Genomic DNA, 18355 nt, shown 5'->3' on the forward strand with positions numbered 1-18355 from the left:
CTCAGCGCCGACCCTTCGTGCGCGAGATGAGCGCCGCGTAGAAGCCGCCACCGAAGCCGTTGTCGATGTTCATCGTCGCCACGTTGGAAGCGCACGAGTTCACCATCGCCAGCAGCGCGGACACGCCACCGAAGTTGGCCCCGTACCCCACCGACGTCGGCACCGCCACCACGGGAATCCCCACCAGCCCGCCCAGCGCGCTCGCCAGCGCCCCTTCCATGCCCGCCACCACCACCGCCGCGTGCGCGTCCTGAATCTCCTCGCGCCGCCGCAACAACCGGTGGATGCCCGCCACGCCCACGTCGTACACGCGCTTCACCGTGGCACCCATGGCCTCCGCGGTGATGGCCGCTTCCTCGGCCACGGGGATGTCGCTCGTCCCCGCCGTCACCACCGCCACCTTCCCCGCCTTCGGCTTGCCCTGCCTCAGGTGGAAGATGCGCGCCACCGCGTGGTACTCGCCCTTGGGGAAGGCGGCGAGCAGCGCCTCGGCCTTGTCCGGTTGCAACCGGGTCACCAGCACCGTCTGCTTGCGCTCCACGAGCTTGCCCACGATGCCCAGCACCTGTTCGGCTGTCTTCGGCTCGCCCAGCACGACTTCCGGGAAGCCGAAGCGCAGGCTGCGGTGGGTGTCCAGGGTGGCATAGCCCAGCTCGGCGAATGGCAGGTCCTTGAGCCGCCCCACGGCGTCATCCACGGAGACCTTGCCGCCCTTCACCTGCTCGAGCAGTCGAGTGAGCGTCTTCTCATCCATGCGCGCCCCTCTACCCCACTGTGCGCGCCAGAGGAATCAGGAGCGTGCGAAACCTGTCCCCGGGAGGCTGCCCGGCCGAGGTGGGGGCAGGTCCTCCCGGGTGAGACGAGGGCACGAGAGCCGGCCCGGAAGCGCCGGTCCCCGTGCCCGGGGCGAGCGACGGCCTACGCCCGCCGGCGGCGCCGGGACTGCATCACGCCGCCGAGGAGCAGCGCCAGGGCGCTGAAGGCCTCGCCGCCGGTGCCAGCGCAGCCGCCGCAGCCACCGCCCGAGTCACCGCCGCCGTTGCCAGTACCCGCATCCGTACCGGGAGTGGTGCCCGCGTCGGTACCAGGGGTGGTGCCCGCGTCGGTGCCGGGAGTGGTGCCCGCGTCGTCCGTGCCCGCATCCGGGCTCGTGCCAGCATCGGCCTCCGAGCCCGAATCGCTCGTTCCAGCATCGTCAGGCGTGCCCGCGTCGACGCCGGGCCCCGCGTCGGGAGTGCCCGCGTCCGGGACGGGGACGGGCTTGTTCACGAACACCGCCGTGGTGCGGCCGGGCACCACGAAGTCGCCGGACGCCTCGAACGTGGCATTCCGCACGACCGGGTCCGCGGAGTCCTTCTGCAGGGGGTGCAGCTGCATCTCGCTGCCCGCGTATTCAGCGACGTGGAGCACCTGCTGCTCATCGTTGGCGTTGAAGAGCACCATGACGTCCGTGACGCCGTCCGTGGCCAGCTCGTCGTGGAGGTTCATGGCGATGAGGCCAGGAATCTGCGACGGGCCGGTGTTGAAGAAGCGCACCTTCGCCTGGATGTCCTCGGCCGTCCGCAGACGGAACAGGCCCGCGCTCTTGCGAATCTTCAGCAGCTCCTCGAAGTGGTCGAGCGCCTGGAGGATGTGCGCCGGGCTGGCCTTCAGCGCCGCGTTGCCGAGCAGCGGCCCCATGATGGGCCAGTTGCTCTGGTTGTCCCCCGCGGGAGGCAGGCCTACGCCCCAGTTGTTGGACGCGTAGCTGAAGTCGAGCTTGTTGAACCAGTCGCCCGAGTTGAAGCTGTTGCGGTCCAGCGACTTGGAGCGCAGCAGCTCGTCACCGGCGTGGAAGAAGGGAATCCCCTGGCCGAGCGCCACCAGACTCAAGCCCATGTTGTGCATGCGCACGCGGGCATCCATGTCGGCGGAGGCAGGTGCCTTGATCTGCACGGCGTCGAACAGCGTCTCGTTGTCGTGCGCCGAGACGTAGGTGATGACCTCCTGCGGGTCCAGCGTGTAGCCGGCGGGCTGGCCGTTGTAGTCCACCTGCGAGCCCTTCACGGTCTCGCCCGCCTTGTTGACGAGCGTGTAGTCGCGCAGGTTGCCGGCCAGGCCCACGCGGATCTGATCCATGTGGTGCAGCAGCCGCTGGCGCTGGTCCTCGGCGCTGCCCGAGGTGGCCGAGTTGGGGTCGTACCAGAGGCCGCTGATGAAGCCCTGCTCCTGCAAGCCACTGAAGGGTCCACCGCCGCGAGCCGCGTCACGCAGACGGTCGCTGAAGGTGCCAATGCCCGTACCGGCCATGTGGAGCTGGGTGGCGTTCACGCCACGCGCGCTGTTGGCCACCTCGCCGAAGTCCCAGCCCTCTCCGTAGACGTAGATCTTCGAGCCATCCACCCCGTCCTTCTCCAGGGTGAGCGCGCTCAGCCTCTCGCGGATCTTCACCATGTTGGACTTCATGTGGTGGCCCATCAGGTCGAAGCGGAAGCCATCCACCTTGTAGAACTTCGCCCAGGTGACGAGCGAGTCCACCATGAGCTTCTCGAACATGACGTGCTCGGACGCGGTGTTCTGGCAGCACGTGCTGGTCTCCACGTTGCCGTCGGCGTTGAGCCGGTGGTAGTAGCCGGGCACCACCTTGTCGAGCACCGACTTGTCCGCCAGCCCCGCAGCGTTGGTGTGGTTGTAGACCACGTCCATCACCACGCGCAGGCCGCTGTCCGAGAGCGCCTTCACCATCTGACGGAACTCGACGATGCGCGCGGTGCCGTCCGGGTTCACCGCGTAGCTGCCCTCGGGCACCGTGTAGTGGTACGGGTCATAGCCCCAGTTGAAGCCGTCCGTCTCGCTCACCGCCTTCACCGCGGCCTGCTGCTGATCCGAGTCGGGAGGCAGCGAGGCGAGGTCTCCGGCCGGCACCTGGTGCTGGGAGCGGTCCTCGTCCACGGTGGCGATGTCGAACACCGGCAGCAGGTGCACGTGCGTCAGGCCGGACGCGGCGAGGCGCCGCAGGTGCTTCATGCCATTGGAGCCGGACTCGGTGAAGGCCAGGAAGGTGCCGCGCTTCTCCGCCGGCACCGTCGCGTCGCCGATGCTGAAGTCGCGCACGTGCAGCTCGTAGAGGACGATGTCCTCGGGCGCCGCCAGCGCGGGCTTCACCAGCGAGCCCCAGCCCGAGGGCGCGAGCGCCGGGTCCGCCAGGTCGATGATCTGGCTGCGCTTGCTGTTGGTGGACAGGCTCAGCGAGTAGGGGTCCGTGACCAGGCTCTTCATGACCTTCTTCGAAGCGGGGACGTACACCTCCACCTCGTAGAGGTAGAACTTGCCCTTCCAGCTCGCGTCACCGGTGAGGCTCCACACCCCCGTGGAGGGCTCGAGCGTCATCGGCAAGGTGGCCTCGGCGGACGCGGACGCATCCGAGCTGCCGAACACATGGAGGGTGACGTTGCGGGCGGTGGGCGCCCACACCTTCAGCGAGGGAGCGCCGTCCTTCCAGGTGACGCCCAGCGCCTCGTCATTGGCATACAGCTCGTCCAGCACGCCCGGCAGTTGCGCCGAGGTCGCGTCCAGCAGGTTGCCCTCGGCATCCACGAGCGAGAGGGCAATCTGGCCCTTGAGGATGTCCTTGACCTTGACGAGGTCCGCATCGGCGATGCGCAGCACGGGCTGGCCCTCGAGGTGCGGGAACTTCGCGGCGATCTGCGGGGGCAGCCCCGGCGTCTCGACCGTGAGGGGGATGGACTCGCCCCCCGAGATGCCCGACCCGTCCAGCGTCATCGCCCCGTTGGGGTCGTAGTGCAGGCGGAAGGAGGCGCCCGCCGGAATGGCAATCACCTTCGGCTTCCACACCAGGAGCCCGCCCGACACCCAGTTTGCCTGAGCCCTCATGATGTCCCCCTTGGGCGCACCGGCCACATCGATTCCCAGCACGTGGGTGACCGAATCGTACTGGAAGAGCACCCGGGCGAAGTCCGCGTGCACGGAGAAGCCGATGTCGGATCCACCCGGCGCGCCATTGGCCCCGTAGTTCTCGTCCCAGCTTTCGTTGATGGCGACCTTGCCCGCGTAGCTGCCCGCGAGAAGCGCCGTGGTGGAGAAGCTGTAGATGCCGTCCCCATCCACGTCCGTCAGCCACGAGCGCAGACAGTCCGGCTGCCAGTCACCGGGACACCCCAGCTCGCTCTGGAAGTTGCCGGGAGCCACGGCGATGACGGAGTTGAGCCGGGTGGTGACCCAGTGCGTCGTGTTGTCGTAGTAGAACTTGACCTGCGCCGCCGCGTTGAGGGTCAGGGAGAGCTCCTCCCCGTCGGACGCGCCGCCCTTGCCGTAGGTGGTGAGGGAGCCGCCCTCGTCCACGGCCGCGCGGAACGTATAGGTGCCCGCGGGCAGGGAGAACACGCCCTGCCATGCGTTGTCACTGGCGTCGAAGCTCAGGCGGGAGTTGGTACACGTCGCGTCACCGGCGGTGCACGACAGCGGGGTCTGCACGGAACCCACGAGCGTGACACTCGAGGGCTCCGCGGCCGCGGCTCCAGCCGAGAGGAACGCGAGCGCGCCGAGCAGCGCCCCCGCTCGGGGCTTTCTGGTGGGGGGGACTTCAGTTCTCATCTGGAACACCTTGTCGAAGGAACCCACCGTCCCGGAGATGGAATGGCGGGTCACCTGTTGAGGCCGGAGGGAAGCACTCCCGCGCGACCGCCTCGCGAGGACACGGCACGCCGGAGTGCCCGTCAGCGTATCCCAAACCAGGCCCCGCAGCCTTCACCTGCTGCGGCTGGCAGGCACGCCCTGGCGCTGGTAAAGCCTTGCACCCATGCCGCGCTCCCGCCCCCTGCGACTCCTCCCCCTCCTCGCATTGTCGGCCTGCACCTCGGGGCCGGCCACGTCCACCCCGCACACGACTCCTCCCGTGGAGCTCGCCGCGCCCGAGGGCAATGAGTGGTACCGGCACGCTGTCTTCTACGAGGTCTTCGTCCGCAGCTTCCAGGACTCCAACGGCGACGGCATCGGAGATCTGCCCGGCCTCATCTCGCGGCTGGACTACCTCAACGACGGCGACCCCAGCACCACCACGGACCTGGGTGTGGACGCGCTGTGGCTCATGCCCGTGTTCGACTCGCCCAGCTACCACGGCTACGACGTGGTGGACTACGAGCGCATCCACCCGGACTACGGCACCGTGGAGGACTTCGAGCGCCTGTGCGCCGAGGCCCACCGTCGCGGCATGCGCGTCATCCTGGACCTGGTCATCAACCACACCAGCTCGCAGCACCCGTGGTTCGTGGACTCCGCCTCCTCGCCCGGCTCGGCGAAGCGGGACTGGTACATGTGGAGCAACACCGACCCGGGCTGGACTCCTCCCTGGGACATCTACTCCAAGGGCTCCACCTGGCATGAGCTCAACGGCGCCTACTACTACGGCGTCTTCTGGGGTGGCATGCCGGACCTCAACATGAAGACGCCCGCCGTGCGCGAGGAGGTCAAGCGCATCGCCTCGTACTGGCTCGGCAAGGGCGCGGATGGCTTCCGGCTCGACGCGGCGCGCTATCTCATCGAGACAGGCGGTGGAGTGCAGGCGCAGGCCGACACGCCGGAGACACACGCATTCTGGAAGGAGTTCGCCGCGCATGTGCGAAGCGTGAAGCCAGACGCGGCGCTGGTGGGAGAGAACTGGACCACCACGCCGATCATCGCCACCTATTACGGCTCCACGGCCCAGGTGCCCGGCGGAGACGAGCTGCCGCTCAACTTCAACTTCCCGCTCGCGGATGAGCTCCTGAAGGCCGCCCAGACGGGCGATGGCAACGGTATCGCCCTGAAGCTGGCGGAGATGCGCAGCCGCTACCCCAAGGGCATGGCGGACGCGCCCTTCCTCACCAACCACGATCAGATCCGCGTGGCCACACAGCTCTCCGGCAAACAAGGTGACCTGCGCACCGCGGCCGCACTGCTGCTCACCCTGCCCGGCTCGCCCTTCGTCTACTACGGAGAGGAGCTGGGGATGGCCAACGGCACCACCAACAACGACGAGGCCAAGCGCACCCCTATGGCCTGGGACTCGAGCGCTGGCGGAGGCTTCACCACCGGCACACCCTGGTTCTCCTTCGCCCCGGGCCGCGAGAGCAACCATGTGGCCGCGCAGTCGAGCAACCCGGGCTCACTGCTCTCGCGCTACCGCGAGCTCATCCGGGCCCGCCACGCCTCGGCGGTGCTGGAGCGCGGTGGCCTCAAGCTGCTCACCTCCACCCAGGGCCGTACGCCCACGCTCGCCTTCCTGCGCACGCTCGGGGACGAGCAGGTGCTCGTGGTGCACAACCTGTCCGACTCCTCCGCGACAGCGGGCCCCTTCGCGCTGGAGGGAGAGTCGGCCGAGGTGCTCTTCGCCGACTCCTCCGTGGGCTCACTCGAGAGGGGCGGAGGAGGCTGGAGCATCACCCTCCCCGGTCACGCCACCGGCATCTGGCGCCTGCGGTAGAGCGGGCGAGGCCGGCACCACCGCCGGCCAGCCCGGTGCATTCGGCCCGAGCACCTCTTCCTGCCGCACGCCCTCGGGCACCAACAGATCCACCACCGGGGACTGCTCCGAGCCGCCCACGCGCCCGCCGCCAAAGCGCTCCTGCGACACGCCCGGTCCGATGCCGAGCACCATCAGTCCCTGTGCGCGAGGCGCGGTCACGCCGCCGAGGAGGGCGGGCAGCTCCACGCGCCGGTCCAGCGTGGCCCCGGTGACCGCCACGGCGTAGCCCCACGAGGGCTTCGCCTCGCCGCCGAGGAAGCTGTCCGGGACGAAGAAGGACACCGTGGGGCCGAAGACGCGGACGCGGGTGGGGAAGAAGACGCGCTCCTCCATCTGCCGCTCCACCTGCTCATCCAGGGCGCGCACCGCCGACGCGCTCACCGAGCCCTGTTGCCGCTGGGCCTCCGCGAGCGCCGACTCCCGCCACAGCTTGCGCAGCACGTCGCGGGCCTCGTAGGGGCGCGGGGTGAGGACGATGGCCTTCTCCCAGGCGCTGCCCGGCGCGAGCGACAGGTTGCGCCCGGGGAGCGTGTCCGTGCGGCCGGAGCCCTCCTGCCGATCCTCGTCCACGTACACGTCCAGGTTGAAGGTGTAGAAACCCAGGCGGGCCAGGTCCGCCAGGGTGTTGCCCGCCGAGTCCACCGTGCGCCGCTGGGGCACGGCGATGGGCCTGGCGAAGGTGGCCTCGAAGCGGGTGCCTCCGCTCTCGGGCCAGGCACGGAAGGACAGCAGGTCCAACGCACCGGGCCCCATGTCCTCGCGCAGCGGGTAGCGCAGCTCGCCATCCCCGTGGTCGTCCCCACGCGGATCCTCCAGGGAGAAGAGCGGCGAGCCACCACGCGTACCGCCATGGCAGGCGCCACCCAGGGTGGCCAGCAACAGAAGCAGGGGAATGCGGCGGAGAAGCACCATACGAAGGTTCCTCGGAGAGGCGGAAAAGACGAGGGCCCGGCGGGCGTCACCACACGCGCGCCGGGCCCCCTCGGACTGCATGGTCGAGACGACTAGAACTGCGCCTTCATGAAGGCCTTGAGACGCACGTGCTCGAAGGTGCGCGTCTCCAGGCTGTTCCAGCCACCGTAGCGGTTGGTGAAGCCGAGCGAGCCCACCGCCACGTTGTGGTCCTTGGCGATCTTCTCGTCGGCGGTCTGGGCCACGAAGCCCGTGCCGAAGTCCGGCGTGAAGGTACCGAAGAGGTACTGGCCCTCGAGACCGAACTCCACGCCCGCCAGGATGTACTTGGCCTTGACGGAGAGCAGGTTCTTGTCGTGCTTGCCCGACACCATCTCGTGCAGGTTGTACGACTGGAAGGCCGTGTTGCCGTCCTGCAGGTCCGCCAGGAACTTGGTGTAGCTCAGCGACATGTAGAGGTCGTCGGTGAGCTGGTAGCCGGTGCCGATGTTGAAGCTGGTGTAGTTCAGCGTGCGGTCGTCATCGGCGATGTCGTTGAAGGGCTTGAACTGGTAGCCCGTCCCGTCGGCGGAGACGCTCGGGTTGCCGTAGAAGTCCGCGGTGGAGAGCTTCCCGTCGGCATCGTAGTAGCGCTTGACGTTGGCGCAGGCCGCCCCGCCGCCCGGGCAGTCATTGTCCTGGTAGGGCAGGTACTTCTTGTCGTTCAGGCGCTTGTCCGAGTCGTGGATGTACTTGAACTTGCCGAACACATCGAGACCGCGGCCGATGTCCACCACGTAGCGGGCCTTGGCCACCAGGATGTGGGTCTGCTTGTCCTGGAAGGGCTGGTAGGCGCTGCGGAAGTTGTGCAGCACGCCCGAGTCCAGCTCCGCGCCCGGGTACAGGGTGTCGGTGATGGAGCGCGTGTCGTCGCCCCAGGCCTGCCAGTTGGTGTTGTAGGTGATGAACGAGTACTCACCGGCGATGTCCAGCGCGCCGTTGCTGTACACCGGGTTGAGCGTCACGCCCTTCCAGCCGATGACCGTCTCGGCCATGGGCTCGTCGAAGTCGGTGAACTCGTTGTCCACGTTGAGCGTGGCCACCTGCTGGGTCTCGCTCGTCCAACCGCCATAGCCGATGACGGAGGGGTTGCCCGCGAAGACGCCGTACTTGGCGTTGTTGGGACCGGGGAAGGCGAACGAGCCGTCGTTGCCCTCGGTGAGCAGCACGTCCGACTCACGCCGGGCGGCCATGATCGACACGTAGTCCGCGCCGATGCTGAACGCCTGCGCGTTGAGCGACAGGCCGATCTCCAGCGGGTCGTTCAGCGTGACGTCGATCTTCCAGGTGTTGTCCTCGTGCTTGCCCGCCGGAATCGGCGAGTAGCCGTTGATGCCGAAGCTCTTGGGGACGTAGGCCGGGTTGTTGTCCGGCTTCTCGCCGAAGTAGTTCGTGTCCTCGGCATGCATGTACGAACGGTAGAAGGAGCCACGCACGTCCACGGTGGAGCCGAGGTGGAAGCCGGCCTTGACGCCGCCCACGCCGTTGCGGAAGCGCGGGTAGAGATCCTTGCCGTTGTCCGGGTTCGTGTCGTTGGTATTCAGCTCGTTGTCGATGGCGTACTGGAAGATGCCACCCACGTCGAACATGTCGTTGATGGTGTACTTGCCCTGGAAGACGTAGGAGGCGTCCGTGGTGTGGAACGCGCCCGTGGTGTAGTTCGGGCCAGCCCACAAGCGGGGCAGCGAGATACCGGCCACGTCGTACGTCAGCTTGCGCTCGAGCGCCGAGCCCTGGACGAGCACGCCGTAGGCGTTGTCGCGGTCGATGTAGCGAATGCGGCCGACGACGTACGGATCGAACTGGCCGAAGTCGTTGGCGCCGATGGTGGCCGAGTCGACGAGGTAGCCCGGCGTCAGGGTGACGGCGAGGCCGCGCAGCTTGATGTACTGATTGGAACGCGAGTCGAACTCACCGCAGTTGCCCGCGACGCAGTCCGCGGTGGGGCTACCACCGAAACCGCCGAAGTTCGTCCAGAAGTTCTGGCTGAAGCGACTGTGGAGGCGACCGCGAACCTCGACCGCGCTGGACAGCCGCGCGTTGAGGAGCAGCTCGAGCTCGGTGCCGATACCGTTCTCGCCCGAGCCTTCACCCGGGATGGTGGTGAAGTTGTACATCGCGCCCTGCTGACGCGAGTTGCCATACAGCCACTTCGTATAGGTGGTACCACCGATTTGCAGCTTGGGAGCCTCCTGGGCGAGCGAGGGCGCGGCGGGCAGCAGGGTGGCGGCGGCGGTGAGGGCGACTGCGCCCTTCCGCAGGGACTTCGTCTTCATGGGTGATTCCCCTCTCTTGTCGACCGAACCGGGAAGGGGGGCTTCCCGGCTGCCGGCGCGGAGGGCTCAACACCCTCCGCGCGGCCTCCCGGCAGAGATGCTCGAATCTGGAAACGACTACGACTACTTCTGCTCCTGGGCCGTCGCCGGCTTCGCACCGCCCACCATGGTGAGCGTGGCCGGCTTCTTCGAGGTGCCGTCCTCGGCACACTCGTAGCTCAGCATGTCGTGCTGGGCCTTCACCTCGGAGGCATCGCCCTTGGCGTCGCCGGCGAGCAGGTCGATGACGTGCGGATCACACTCCCCGTCGTTGCCACCACCGAAGCGGTGCTGGCCCTCGTACTCGTTCACCTTGCGGGTGAGCAGATCATTGCCCCCGGGGAAGCCCTCGTTGGACTGCACCAGCACCTGGAAGTGCCACTGCGAGGGATCGCCCGACAGGCCCGCCAGGTCCACGGTGGAGGTGACCTTGCGGCCCGAGCCCTTGGTGCGCGTGGGGACGAGGATGTTGTCCTTGGCGGCGCCAGCCTTGTTGCCCACCTCGGCCTTCACGCGGGCGGAGTTCTGCGGGGAGATGATGATGACCTTCTCCCAGGCGAACTGGGGGGCGAACTTCACGTTGAGGCCCGGCGGGGAGTCGGTGGAGCCGCTGCCCTCCTTGCCATCCGTGTCGATGAAGATGAAGGCCATCTGCACGGAGAAGCCGCTGCCCATCTTCCACGGGTCCTCGAGCGTGGTGTTGAAGCCGAGGGTGATGTCCGCCTTGTCGCCCTTCTTCTCGAAGGTGAAGTCGGTCAGGTCAAAGGAGCCGCGCTTGTACACCGCGTCGGTCGGGTACTTGTAGGTGCCGGGACCGTTGTCGTCACCAGTCGGATCCTTGAAGGACACCTTGTCACCGGCCAGGGCGGGGGCGCCCAGGAGGGCCGCGGCCAGCGTGAACAGCGCGAAACGCGAGGTCTTCATGTGCAACATCTCCTTGCTGGGGGAACGACGGACTAACCCTTGACGCTGCCGGCGGTGAGGCCGGACACGAGGTACTTCTGGAGGAAGAGGAAGAGGACGACCACCGGGATGGAGACGAGGATGGAGCCCGCGGCGAAGTAGCCCCACTGCTGGGAGAAGCCGCCCACGAAGAAGCGCAGTCCCACCGGCGCGGTGTACATGGCCTCCTGGTCCATGAAGGTGGCGGCGAGGATGAACTCGTTCCACGCAGTCATGAAGGAGAAGAGCGCCGTCACCGCCACCGCGGGCTTGGCCAGCGGCAGGATGATGCTCCAGAAGATCTTCCCCACCGAGGCGCCCTCGATGAGCGCGGCCTCCTCCAGGTCCTTGGGGATGGTGTCGAAGTAGCCCTTGAGCATCCACACGCTGAAGGGGATGGAGGTGGTGGCGTAGACGATCATCAGTCCCAGGCGCGAGCTGCCCAGCCCCAACCACTGCACCAGGATGATGTAGAGGGGGATGAGCATCAGCGTGCCCGGGAACATCTGGGACACGAGGAAGGCCATCATGCCCGTGCGCTGGCCGGTGAACTTGAAGCGGCTGAAGGCATAGGCCGCGGTGCACGCCAGGAACACGCCCACCACCGTGGTGCCCAGCGCGATGATGGCGCTGTTGAGCATCCACTGCGCGAAGGGCTGGTCCGTCATCACCGAGCTGAAGTTGGAGAACGACAACCGCTCCGGCCACGGAGTGACGGCCCGGACGCGGTCCATCATCGTCGGGGACTCGGGTAGCGTGGTGATGGCCAGGCTCTGCTTGCCCGACAGGGCGATCGTGATGACCCAGAGGATGGGGTAGAGGGTGAAGAGGGTGAAGCCCACCAGCACCACGTGCAGCGGCCAGTGGGGCACCCCTTCGCGACGCGAGAACATCAGGCTGCCTCCGTGGCGCGCGAGACGCGGTTCTGCACCACGCTGTAGAGCAGCAGGATGCCGAAGATGACCGTCGAGTACGCCGCCGCGTAGCCGTAGCGGTAGCGCTGGAACGCGTACTTGTAGGCCTGGGTGACGAGGATTTCGGTGGAGTTGCTCGGCTCGCCCTCGGTCACCAGGAAGATGACGTTGAACTGGTTGAAGGTCCACACCACCGACAGGATGATGGCCGGCACGAGCGCGGGCTTGAGCGAGGGCAGCGTGATGGAGAGGAACTGCTGCCAGCGCGAGGCCCCGTCCACGCGAGCGGCCTCGTAGAGCTCCACGGGGATGGACGTGAGCGCGCCCAGGGACACCACCATCATGAAGGGGAAGCTCAACCAGCCGTTGGTGGCGAGCACCGTGAGGAACGCGCTGAAGGGCGAGCCGTACCAGGCGAGCCCCTGGCCGCCGAACATGCGGATGACGTGATTCACCACGCCGAACTGCTGGTGGAACATCCCCTTCCAGATGAGCGCGGTGATGTAGTTGGGCATGGCCCAGGGGAGGATGAGCAGCACGCGGTACACCGGGCGCAGCGCCAGCCCCTGCACGTTGAGGATGAGGGCCAGCACCAGGCCCACCGTCACGCCGAGGGTGACGTTGGTGACCGTCCACACCACCGTGAAGAAGAGCGTGTAATAGAAGTTGAGGTAGTTGAAGACGATGGAGCCGTCATCCGCCCGCCTGGCGATGTTGAAGTCGCCCAGAATCTCCGCGTAGTTGCGCAGGCCCACCCAGATGTCCGGCAGCGACTGCCCCGTGTTGTAGAGGTTGGAGTCGGTGAAGGACAACGTAATCCCGTAGAAGAACGGGAAGAAGACGAGCACCACCATGCCCACCATGGCAGGGGCGATGTAGAGGTAGGCGGTGCGGTTCTCCACCACCGTCTCCACCGTCCGGGCCAGGCCGCCCATGCCGATGAAGAGCAGCAGGGCGAGCGCCACCGTCACCAGCCCGCCGAACGCACGGTTCGCCCCCGAGCGCAGCTCGCCCAGGCGCGCGGTCACCGCCGCCTCGTTCACCTCGCCCGCGGGAGTCACGAGCCCGAGCGGACGGCGGTACGCGTCCGCGTCCCAGTTGCCCGGCTGCAACGGCGGCTCGACCGCGAGCTGGCGCTCGGCCAGCACCGCCTGGGCACGCTGCGACATGGCGCGCAGCTGTCCGGCCACGAGCGTCTGCGTCCCGCGCACCTCGGAGCCCAGCAAGCCCTGCGAGTAGGACGCATAACCGCTCAGCCCCACCCCGAGCGCCACCACCGACACGACGACGAGCACGCCCTGGCGGCGCACCACGAAGGATGCGCCGGCGCACAGCGCCACCGGCAGCAGCAACCACAACAGCAGCGCACCCAGGCCCGGCTCGAGCGGGACCTCCTGCGGAACCGTGGCCAGTTCCACCATGCCCACCACCGAGCCATCCACCTCCACCGGCGCGCTCAGCAGGCGCCTGCCATCGGGCAGTGCCTCGGTTTCGATCTCCAGCTTGCGCGCGGTGCTCTCCTCCCGGTTGATCTCCACCGCGGCGCGCAGCCGCTGACCACGGTCGTAGAGCGGCTTCTCCTCGCGCGACAGCCGGCGTGGCGCCGCGCGCTCCCCCTGGTCCTCGGGGAAGGTGGAGGCCTCGAGCCGGATGCCCGAGAAGGCGCTCACCCGTACCGCGCTTCCCGGAGGAAGCTGCTCCTTCCAGGTGGACACCACGGCGCGCACCGGGTCACCCGTTCCCCCCGCGCGCTGGACGAGCTCCCCCAGCGCACGCAGGGACACGAGCGCCTGACGGTCGGCGCGCTCGGTGGAGATGCTCGCCAGGGTCCGCGCCAGCAGGCCCTGGGCGAGCACGAGGGAGAGGCCGAGCGCCAGGGACAGCCCCACGAGCACCCGCACGCGGCGGAGAGCACCGGGATCCCGCGAGCCGCCCGAAGGAAGACCCGCGCTGTGAAGGGAATCGGTGGCACCGCGCTCATCGAGCGGGTGGCCAGCGGCGCCCCCTTCGCCGCTGGCACGATGTGGAGCCGTGTTGCTCACGTCAATACCTCACTTCTTGCGCAGACCCGCTACGTCCTTGGCCACGGACTTCTGGGCTACATCGAGAGCGGCCTTGGGAGTCGAGGACTTCTTGAGGATGGCATTCATCGCCGAGGTGGCGGGCGACCAGACCATCGACATCTCCGGCACGTTCGGCATCGGCACCGCGACCTCGACCTGCTGGCGGAACGCCTTGAGCTGCGCGTCACCGGCGATCCTCGGGTCGGCGTACGCGGCCTGGTTGGCGGGGCTCTGGCGGCCCTCCACCGCGAGCACCTTGGCGACCTCCTCGCTGGAGAGGAACTTCGCCACCTCGAAGGCGGCGTCCTTGTTCTTCGACGAGCCCGAGATGAAGACGCCCTCCACCGTCATCCACGGGCGCATGGGCTTGCCACCGGCCTCATCCAGCGTGGGCAGCGGGGCCAGGCCATAGTCCACGTCCTTGGAGATCTCCCCCAGGAACCAGGGACCGGAGAACACCATGCCGGCCTTGCCCTCGTTGAAGAGCGAGGTGATGAGCGCGGTGGAAGGCTCGACGGGCATGATGCCGTCCTTGTCCACCCACTTCAGCAGCAGCTCCGCCGACTTCACGTTCTGCGGCGAGTTGAGGGTGGGCGTGGCGCCCGGGCCGAACACGCCGCCGCCAAAGCCGTTCAGCAGGGCCGCGTGGTAGTAGAAGTCAGCGTACGAGTAGGCCAGACCGAAGCGGCCCGCCTTCACGTCGGTCAGCTTCTTGGCCATGGTCACCAACTCGCCGCTCGTCTTGGGCGGCGTGGGGACGAGCTTCTTGTTGTAGATGAGCGTGATGACCTTGTAGTTCAGCGGCAGGCCGTAGACGGTGCCGCGGTAGGTCATCGCCTCCAGCGTGGAGGGGATGAAGCGCTTGCGGAGCGCGTCGTCCAGGTAGAAGTCGATGGGCTCCACCGTGTTGCCGGCCTCGCTCCACCCGCCCAGGCGGTCCTGGGCGAAGATGAAGAGGTCCGGGCCCTTGCCGCGCGGCACGGTGGCGGAGATCTTGTCCGCGAAGGCGTCGTAGGGCACCACCAGCGTCGACACGTGGATGCCCTTGGAGGCATTGGCGGCGTTGAACTGGGCGATCATCTTCTCCAGCGCCGACTTCTCCTCGGCGCGGTAGGCGTGCCACAGGACGATCTCCTTCGTCTCGGCGGCGGCGGGCATCGACAGCAGGCCAAGCGCACACAGGCACGCGGCCGCGATCAGTCGCAGGTTCTTCATGTGGACGAACTCCTTCGGGAAGATGGGACTCGGACTAGGCGGACAGACGCTGCTCGGTCTCAGCGTCGAAGAGGTGCAGTGAATCCAGCTCGACGACGACCTGCATCTTCGCGCCCGTCTCGGGCGTGTGCTGGGGCGGGAGCCGGAAGACGAGCGAGTGCTCGCCCAGGCGGGAGTGGACGATGACCTCGTTGCCGAGCGGCTCGACGAGGTCGACCTTCACCTCCACCGGGGCCGTCTCGCCGCGAGCGGTGGCCGAGGGTGAGACGAGGTTGTCGGGGCGGATGCCGACCTTCAGCTTGCGGCCCCCCTTGCCCGCGGTCACCGGGCGCAGGCTCTGCGGCACCGGCAGCTTGAAGCTGTCGCCCTCGAGCACCTCGCCGTTGGCGGAGAGCGTGGCGGAGACGAAGCTCATGGGCGGCGAGCCGATGAACTGGGCCACGAAGACGTTGGCCGGGCGCTCGTACACCTCCAGCGGGGTGCCGAGCTGCTGCAGCTTGCCCTCCTTCATCACCGCGATGCGGTGGCCCATGGTCATGGCCTCGATCTGATCGTGCGTCACGTAGACCGAGGTGACCCCGAGCCGCTGCTGGAGCTTCTTGATCTCCGAGCGCATCTGCACGCGCAGCTTGGCATCGAGGTTGGACAGGGGCTCGTCGAAGAGGAACACCGCCGGCTTGCGCACGATGGCGCGTCCGAGCGCCACGCGCTGGCGCTGACCACCGGAGAGCTGCTTGGGCTTGCGGTCCAGCAGGTGGGTGATGCCGAGAATCTCCGCGGCATCGTTCACCAGCCGATCCATCTCCGGCTTGGGCGTCTTGCGGATCTTCAGACCGAACTCGAGGTTCTCCCGGATGGTCATATGCGGGTAGAGCGCATAGTTCTGGAAGACCATCGCGACGTCCCGGTCCTTGGGCGGCAGCTCGTTCACCACGCGCTCGCCGATGGAGAGGGCGCCGCCGGAGATCTCCTCCAGGCCGGCGATCATCCGCAACGCGGTGGACTTGCCGCAACCCGACGGCCCCACCAGCACCATGAACTCATGGTCGCGGATGTCGAGGTTCAACCCCTCGATGACGGACACGTCTCCGTACCGCTTGGCCACATTCTTGAAAACGACACCAGCCATTCAGGCTCTCCCCTCGCGGGCACACTTCTGGTGGCCCGGTTGCCTGCTGCCAGACTGCTTCCAGTTCATTTCGCTCGTCCCAGGATGCGGACGGACAGCGGCTCGATGGCGACTTCCATCGTGGGAGCTGCCGTCAGGCGGCCTCCACCGAGCAGATCTTCCGCGTCCGCGCCGCTCCAGGCCTCGGGCCAGGGGAACGACACGGACGACTTCTTGTCACCGCGATTGACCACCACCACCACTGCGTCACCCGACTCCGGCTCCTGCCGGAGGAAGGTGTAGACATCTCCATCCGTGGCGAGCCCCTTGTGCGCGCCACGCGAGAGCGCCGGGTGCGCCCGGCGGATGGTGATGAGCTTCTGGTAGAACTGGCGCAGGGACTCGTCACGCGGCAGGCCCGCGCCGGGCTGCACCGCGCGCTCGCCCCAGGGCATGTCACCACGGTTGGCCGGCCAGTCGCCACCGGGACGGCCCACCTCCTCGCCGTAGTAGATGACGGGCATGCCGGAGGTGGTGAGCTGCAGCGCCGCCGCGAGCCGGAAGCGCGCCTTGTCGCCCTGGAGCTGGAAGAGCGAGCCGGGCACGTCGTGCGAGGACAGGAAGTGGGACAGGAGGTAGCCCTTGCGCACCTTGCCGCGCGAGCGGAGGTAGGCATCGAAGGCCACGGTGCGCCCGCGCCCCTGCACCCACGCGAGCGCGCTGCCCTGGAAGCCGAAGTCGAAGCCGGCATCCATCTCGTCGTTGACGAACCACGGGTCGAGCGACTCGCGATCCCCGCCCCACACCTCGCCGAGCAGGAAGAAGTCCTTGCCCAGCTCCTCGCGGGTGCGGCGGCGGTGCTCCTGCCAGAAGGGATGGTCGACGTGCTTCACCGTGTCCAGGCGGAAGCCGTCCACGCCCGAGCGCTTGCCCCAGGAGAGCTGCGCGTCGAGCAGGTATTTCGCCACCTCGGGCTGCTCCGTCTTGAAGTCCGGCAGGCCGGACACGCAGGTCGTCACGTCATCCTGTCCGCAGGAGCCCTTCTCCTCCGAGCGCAGCCAGCCACGCGTCTCGGGCAGCGTCAGGTAGCGCGAGACGTAGCCGGGGTGGTTGTAGACCACGTCGAGCAGCACGCGGATGCCCCGCTGGTGGCACGCGTCCACCAGCGCCTTCAGCTCCTGCTCGGTGCCGAAGCGCGGGTCGAGCTGGTGGAAGTCATCCGCCCAGTAGCCGTGGTAGCCCCAGTCCGGGAAGCCGGCGCCGGTGACGAAGCCGTCGATGTTCTTCACCACCGGGGTGATCCACAGCGCCGTCACGCCCAGCGAGGACAGCTCCTCGAGCTGCGCGAGCAGGCCCTTGAAGTCTCCGCCGTGGAAGGCGCCCGGGGCCTTCTTGTCCACCTTGAGGTTGTTGGCCGGATCGCCGTCAGCGAAGCGGTCCAGCACGACGAAGTAGAGGACCTCGTCGGCCCAGCGGCGCGAAGGGGCCGCGGGAGTGGCAGCCGGCGTGGGTGCCGGAGCGGCGGGCGCAGGAGTCGCTCGAGCCGACGCACGCGTGCCCACTTCCGAGGTCGCTTCCTGGGCGGGCGGTTGCTGGGGGTGGGCACACGCCGAGAACGCCAGGGGGAGAAGCAACAGGGAGGAGGCAAGCTGATGACGACTATTCGCGCGTCTGGCCGAGGGGCGACGAGGCGACGAATCAACCATTGCGCGGGACTTTTCCATACCCGCCCTGGAAAGTGAACTCTTCCACCCGGACGGCCACGAATCAGTCGGGAATCCGAGCGCTTATCATGTTTTTTTCACGTGAAGCGCGCTGTGCGTGGACCCCCCGTGCGCGGGACGGGAAGAAATGACACACCGCGACAGCGCAGCGTGTCAAAGCCTTGCACCACCCGGAGACTGCGCGCGTCAGGGCACGGTGTTCGTCCTGTCCGGGAGCTGGAGGGGATCCGCCTTGCCCACGTCCTCCACGATGGTGATTTCGCGGGCGATCATCTCCGTGTCCTGGTTGGCGAAGGAGGCGCGCACGGAGGAGCCCGGCGCGAGGAACTCCCGGCCGATCTGCTTACCGCTCTGGTAGTAGCGCGTCTGGTCGGTGATGCGCAGGTAGCGCGTCTTGCCCCACTTGTCCTTGATGACGAGCACGTCCGAGTACTCGGCGGCGACGGTCCCCTTCAGGGTGAAGCCCCGCTCGAGGGAGTAGGGATTCTTCGCGAGGGTGCCGTCACTGCCCGGGGTTTTGCGCATCGCCACCGTGCCGTCCGTCCGGCAACCCGCGAGCACCACCACGCCCCACAGCGCGCCCCAGATGAGTCTCCTCATGCTCGCCTCCCCCCGGGAGGA

At 67.8% G+C, this 18355-nt stretch carries 12 protein-coding genes; 1 reads left to right on the plus strand and 11 read right to left on the minus strand.

The genetic code is table 11. The features are described 5' to 3' along the window. Position 1: 1 nt before the first annotated feature. Together larB and pulA are read right to left on the minus strand one after the other, a co-directional pair. Positions 2 to 754, minus strand: a complete 753-nt coding sequence (larB, locus tag DAT35_RS12895; protein WP_108067297.1) for a nickel pincer cofactor biosynthesis protein LarB — start codon at positions 752 to 754, stop codon at positions 2 to 4. Between the two features lie 164 nt (positions 755 to 918). Then, positions 919 to 4593 (minus strand): pullulanase-type alpha-1,6-glucosidase, encoded by a 3675-nt coding sequence (gene pulA / locus DAT35_RS12900; RefSeq protein WP_233261451.1) that lies wholly within the window; start codon positions 4591 to 4593, stop codon positions 919 to 921. A gap of 205 nt (positions 4594 to 4798) precedes the next feature. Between pulA and DAT35_RS12905 the strand changes: the two genes are divergently transcribed. Beyond that, a complete protein-coding gene (locus DAT35_RS12905; protein WP_108067298.1) occupies positions 4799 to 6460 on the plus strand; it encodes an alpha-amylase family glycosyl hydrolase in 1662 nt (553 codons plus the stop codon). Here the strand turns inward: DAT35_RS12905 and DAT35_RS12910 are convergent. The 9 genes from DAT35_RS12910 to DAT35_RS12950 all read right to left on the minus strand — a co-directional run bounded on the left by DAT35_RS12910 (position 6386) and on the right by DAT35_RS12950 (position 18334). Continuing rightward, positions 6386 to 7414 carry a glucodextranase DOMON-like domain-containing protein gene (locus DAT35_RS12910; RefSeq protein ID WP_158501678.1) on the minus strand — a complete coding sequence of 343 codons (1029 nt, stop codon included), beginning with the start codon at positions 7412 to 7414 and terminating at the stop codon, positions 6386 to 6388. The genes DAT35_RS12905 and DAT35_RS12910 overlap by 75 nt on opposite strands. 92 nt (positions 7415 to 7506) lie before the next feature. Next, complete coding sequence (locus DAT35_RS12915) at positions 7507 to 9729, minus strand: hypothetical protein (protein ID WP_108067300.1); 2223 nt, start codon at positions 9727 to 9729, stop codon at positions 7507 to 7509. 123 nt (positions 9730 to 9852) lie between these two features. Beyond that, positions 9853 to 10692 carry a glucodextranase DOMON-like domain-containing protein gene (locus DAT35_RS12920; RefSeq protein WP_108067301.1) on the minus strand — a complete coding sequence of 280 codons (840 nt, stop codon included), beginning with the start codon at positions 10690 to 10692 and terminating at the stop codon, positions 9853 to 9855. 32 nt (positions 10693 to 10724) lie between these two features. Then, entirely contained in the window at positions 10725 to 11603 is an 879-nt protein-coding gene (locus DAT35_RS12925; protein ID WP_108067302.1) for a sugar ABC transporter permease, read from the minus strand. Then, positions 11603 to 13666 carry a carbohydrate ABC transporter permease gene (locus tag DAT35_RS12930; protein WP_108067303.1) on the minus strand — a complete coding sequence of 688 codons (2064 nt, stop codon included), beginning with the start codon at positions 13664 to 13666 and terminating at the stop codon, positions 11603 to 11605. The genes DAT35_RS12925 and DAT35_RS12930 overlap by 1 nt, the downstream gene beginning before the upstream one ends. Before the next feature lie 9 nt (positions 13667 to 13675). Continuing rightward, complete coding sequence (locus tag DAT35_RS12935; protein WP_108067304.1) at positions 13676 to 14902, minus strand: extracellular solute-binding protein; 1227 nt, start codon at positions 14900 to 14902, stop codon at positions 13676 to 13678. Positions 14903 to 14936: 34 nt separating this feature from the next. After that, positions 14937 to 16031 carry an ABC transporter ATP-binding protein gene (locus DAT35_RS12940; protein ID WP_108067305.1) on the minus strand — a complete coding sequence of 365 codons (1095 nt, stop codon included), beginning with the start codon at positions 16029 to 16031 and terminating at the stop codon, positions 14937 to 14939. A gap of 65 nt (positions 16032 to 16096) precedes the next feature. After that, a complete protein-coding gene (locus tag DAT35_RS12945; protein WP_108067306.1) occupies positions 16097 to 17572 on the minus strand; it encodes an alpha-amylase family glycosyl hydrolase in 1476 nt (491 codons plus the stop codon). Positions 17573 to 17920: 348 nt separating this feature from the next. Further along, complete coding sequence (locus tag DAT35_RS12950) at positions 17921 to 18334, minus strand: hypothetical protein (protein WP_108067307.1); 414 nt, start codon at positions 18332 to 18334, stop codon at positions 17921 to 17923. Between the last annotated feature and the right edge of the window lie 21 nt (positions 18335 to 18355).

Source organism: Vitiosangium sp. GDMCC 1.1324 (assembly GCF_003044305.1).
Classification (GTDB): Bacteria; Myxococcota; Myxococcia; order Myxococcales; family Myxococcaceae; genus Archangium.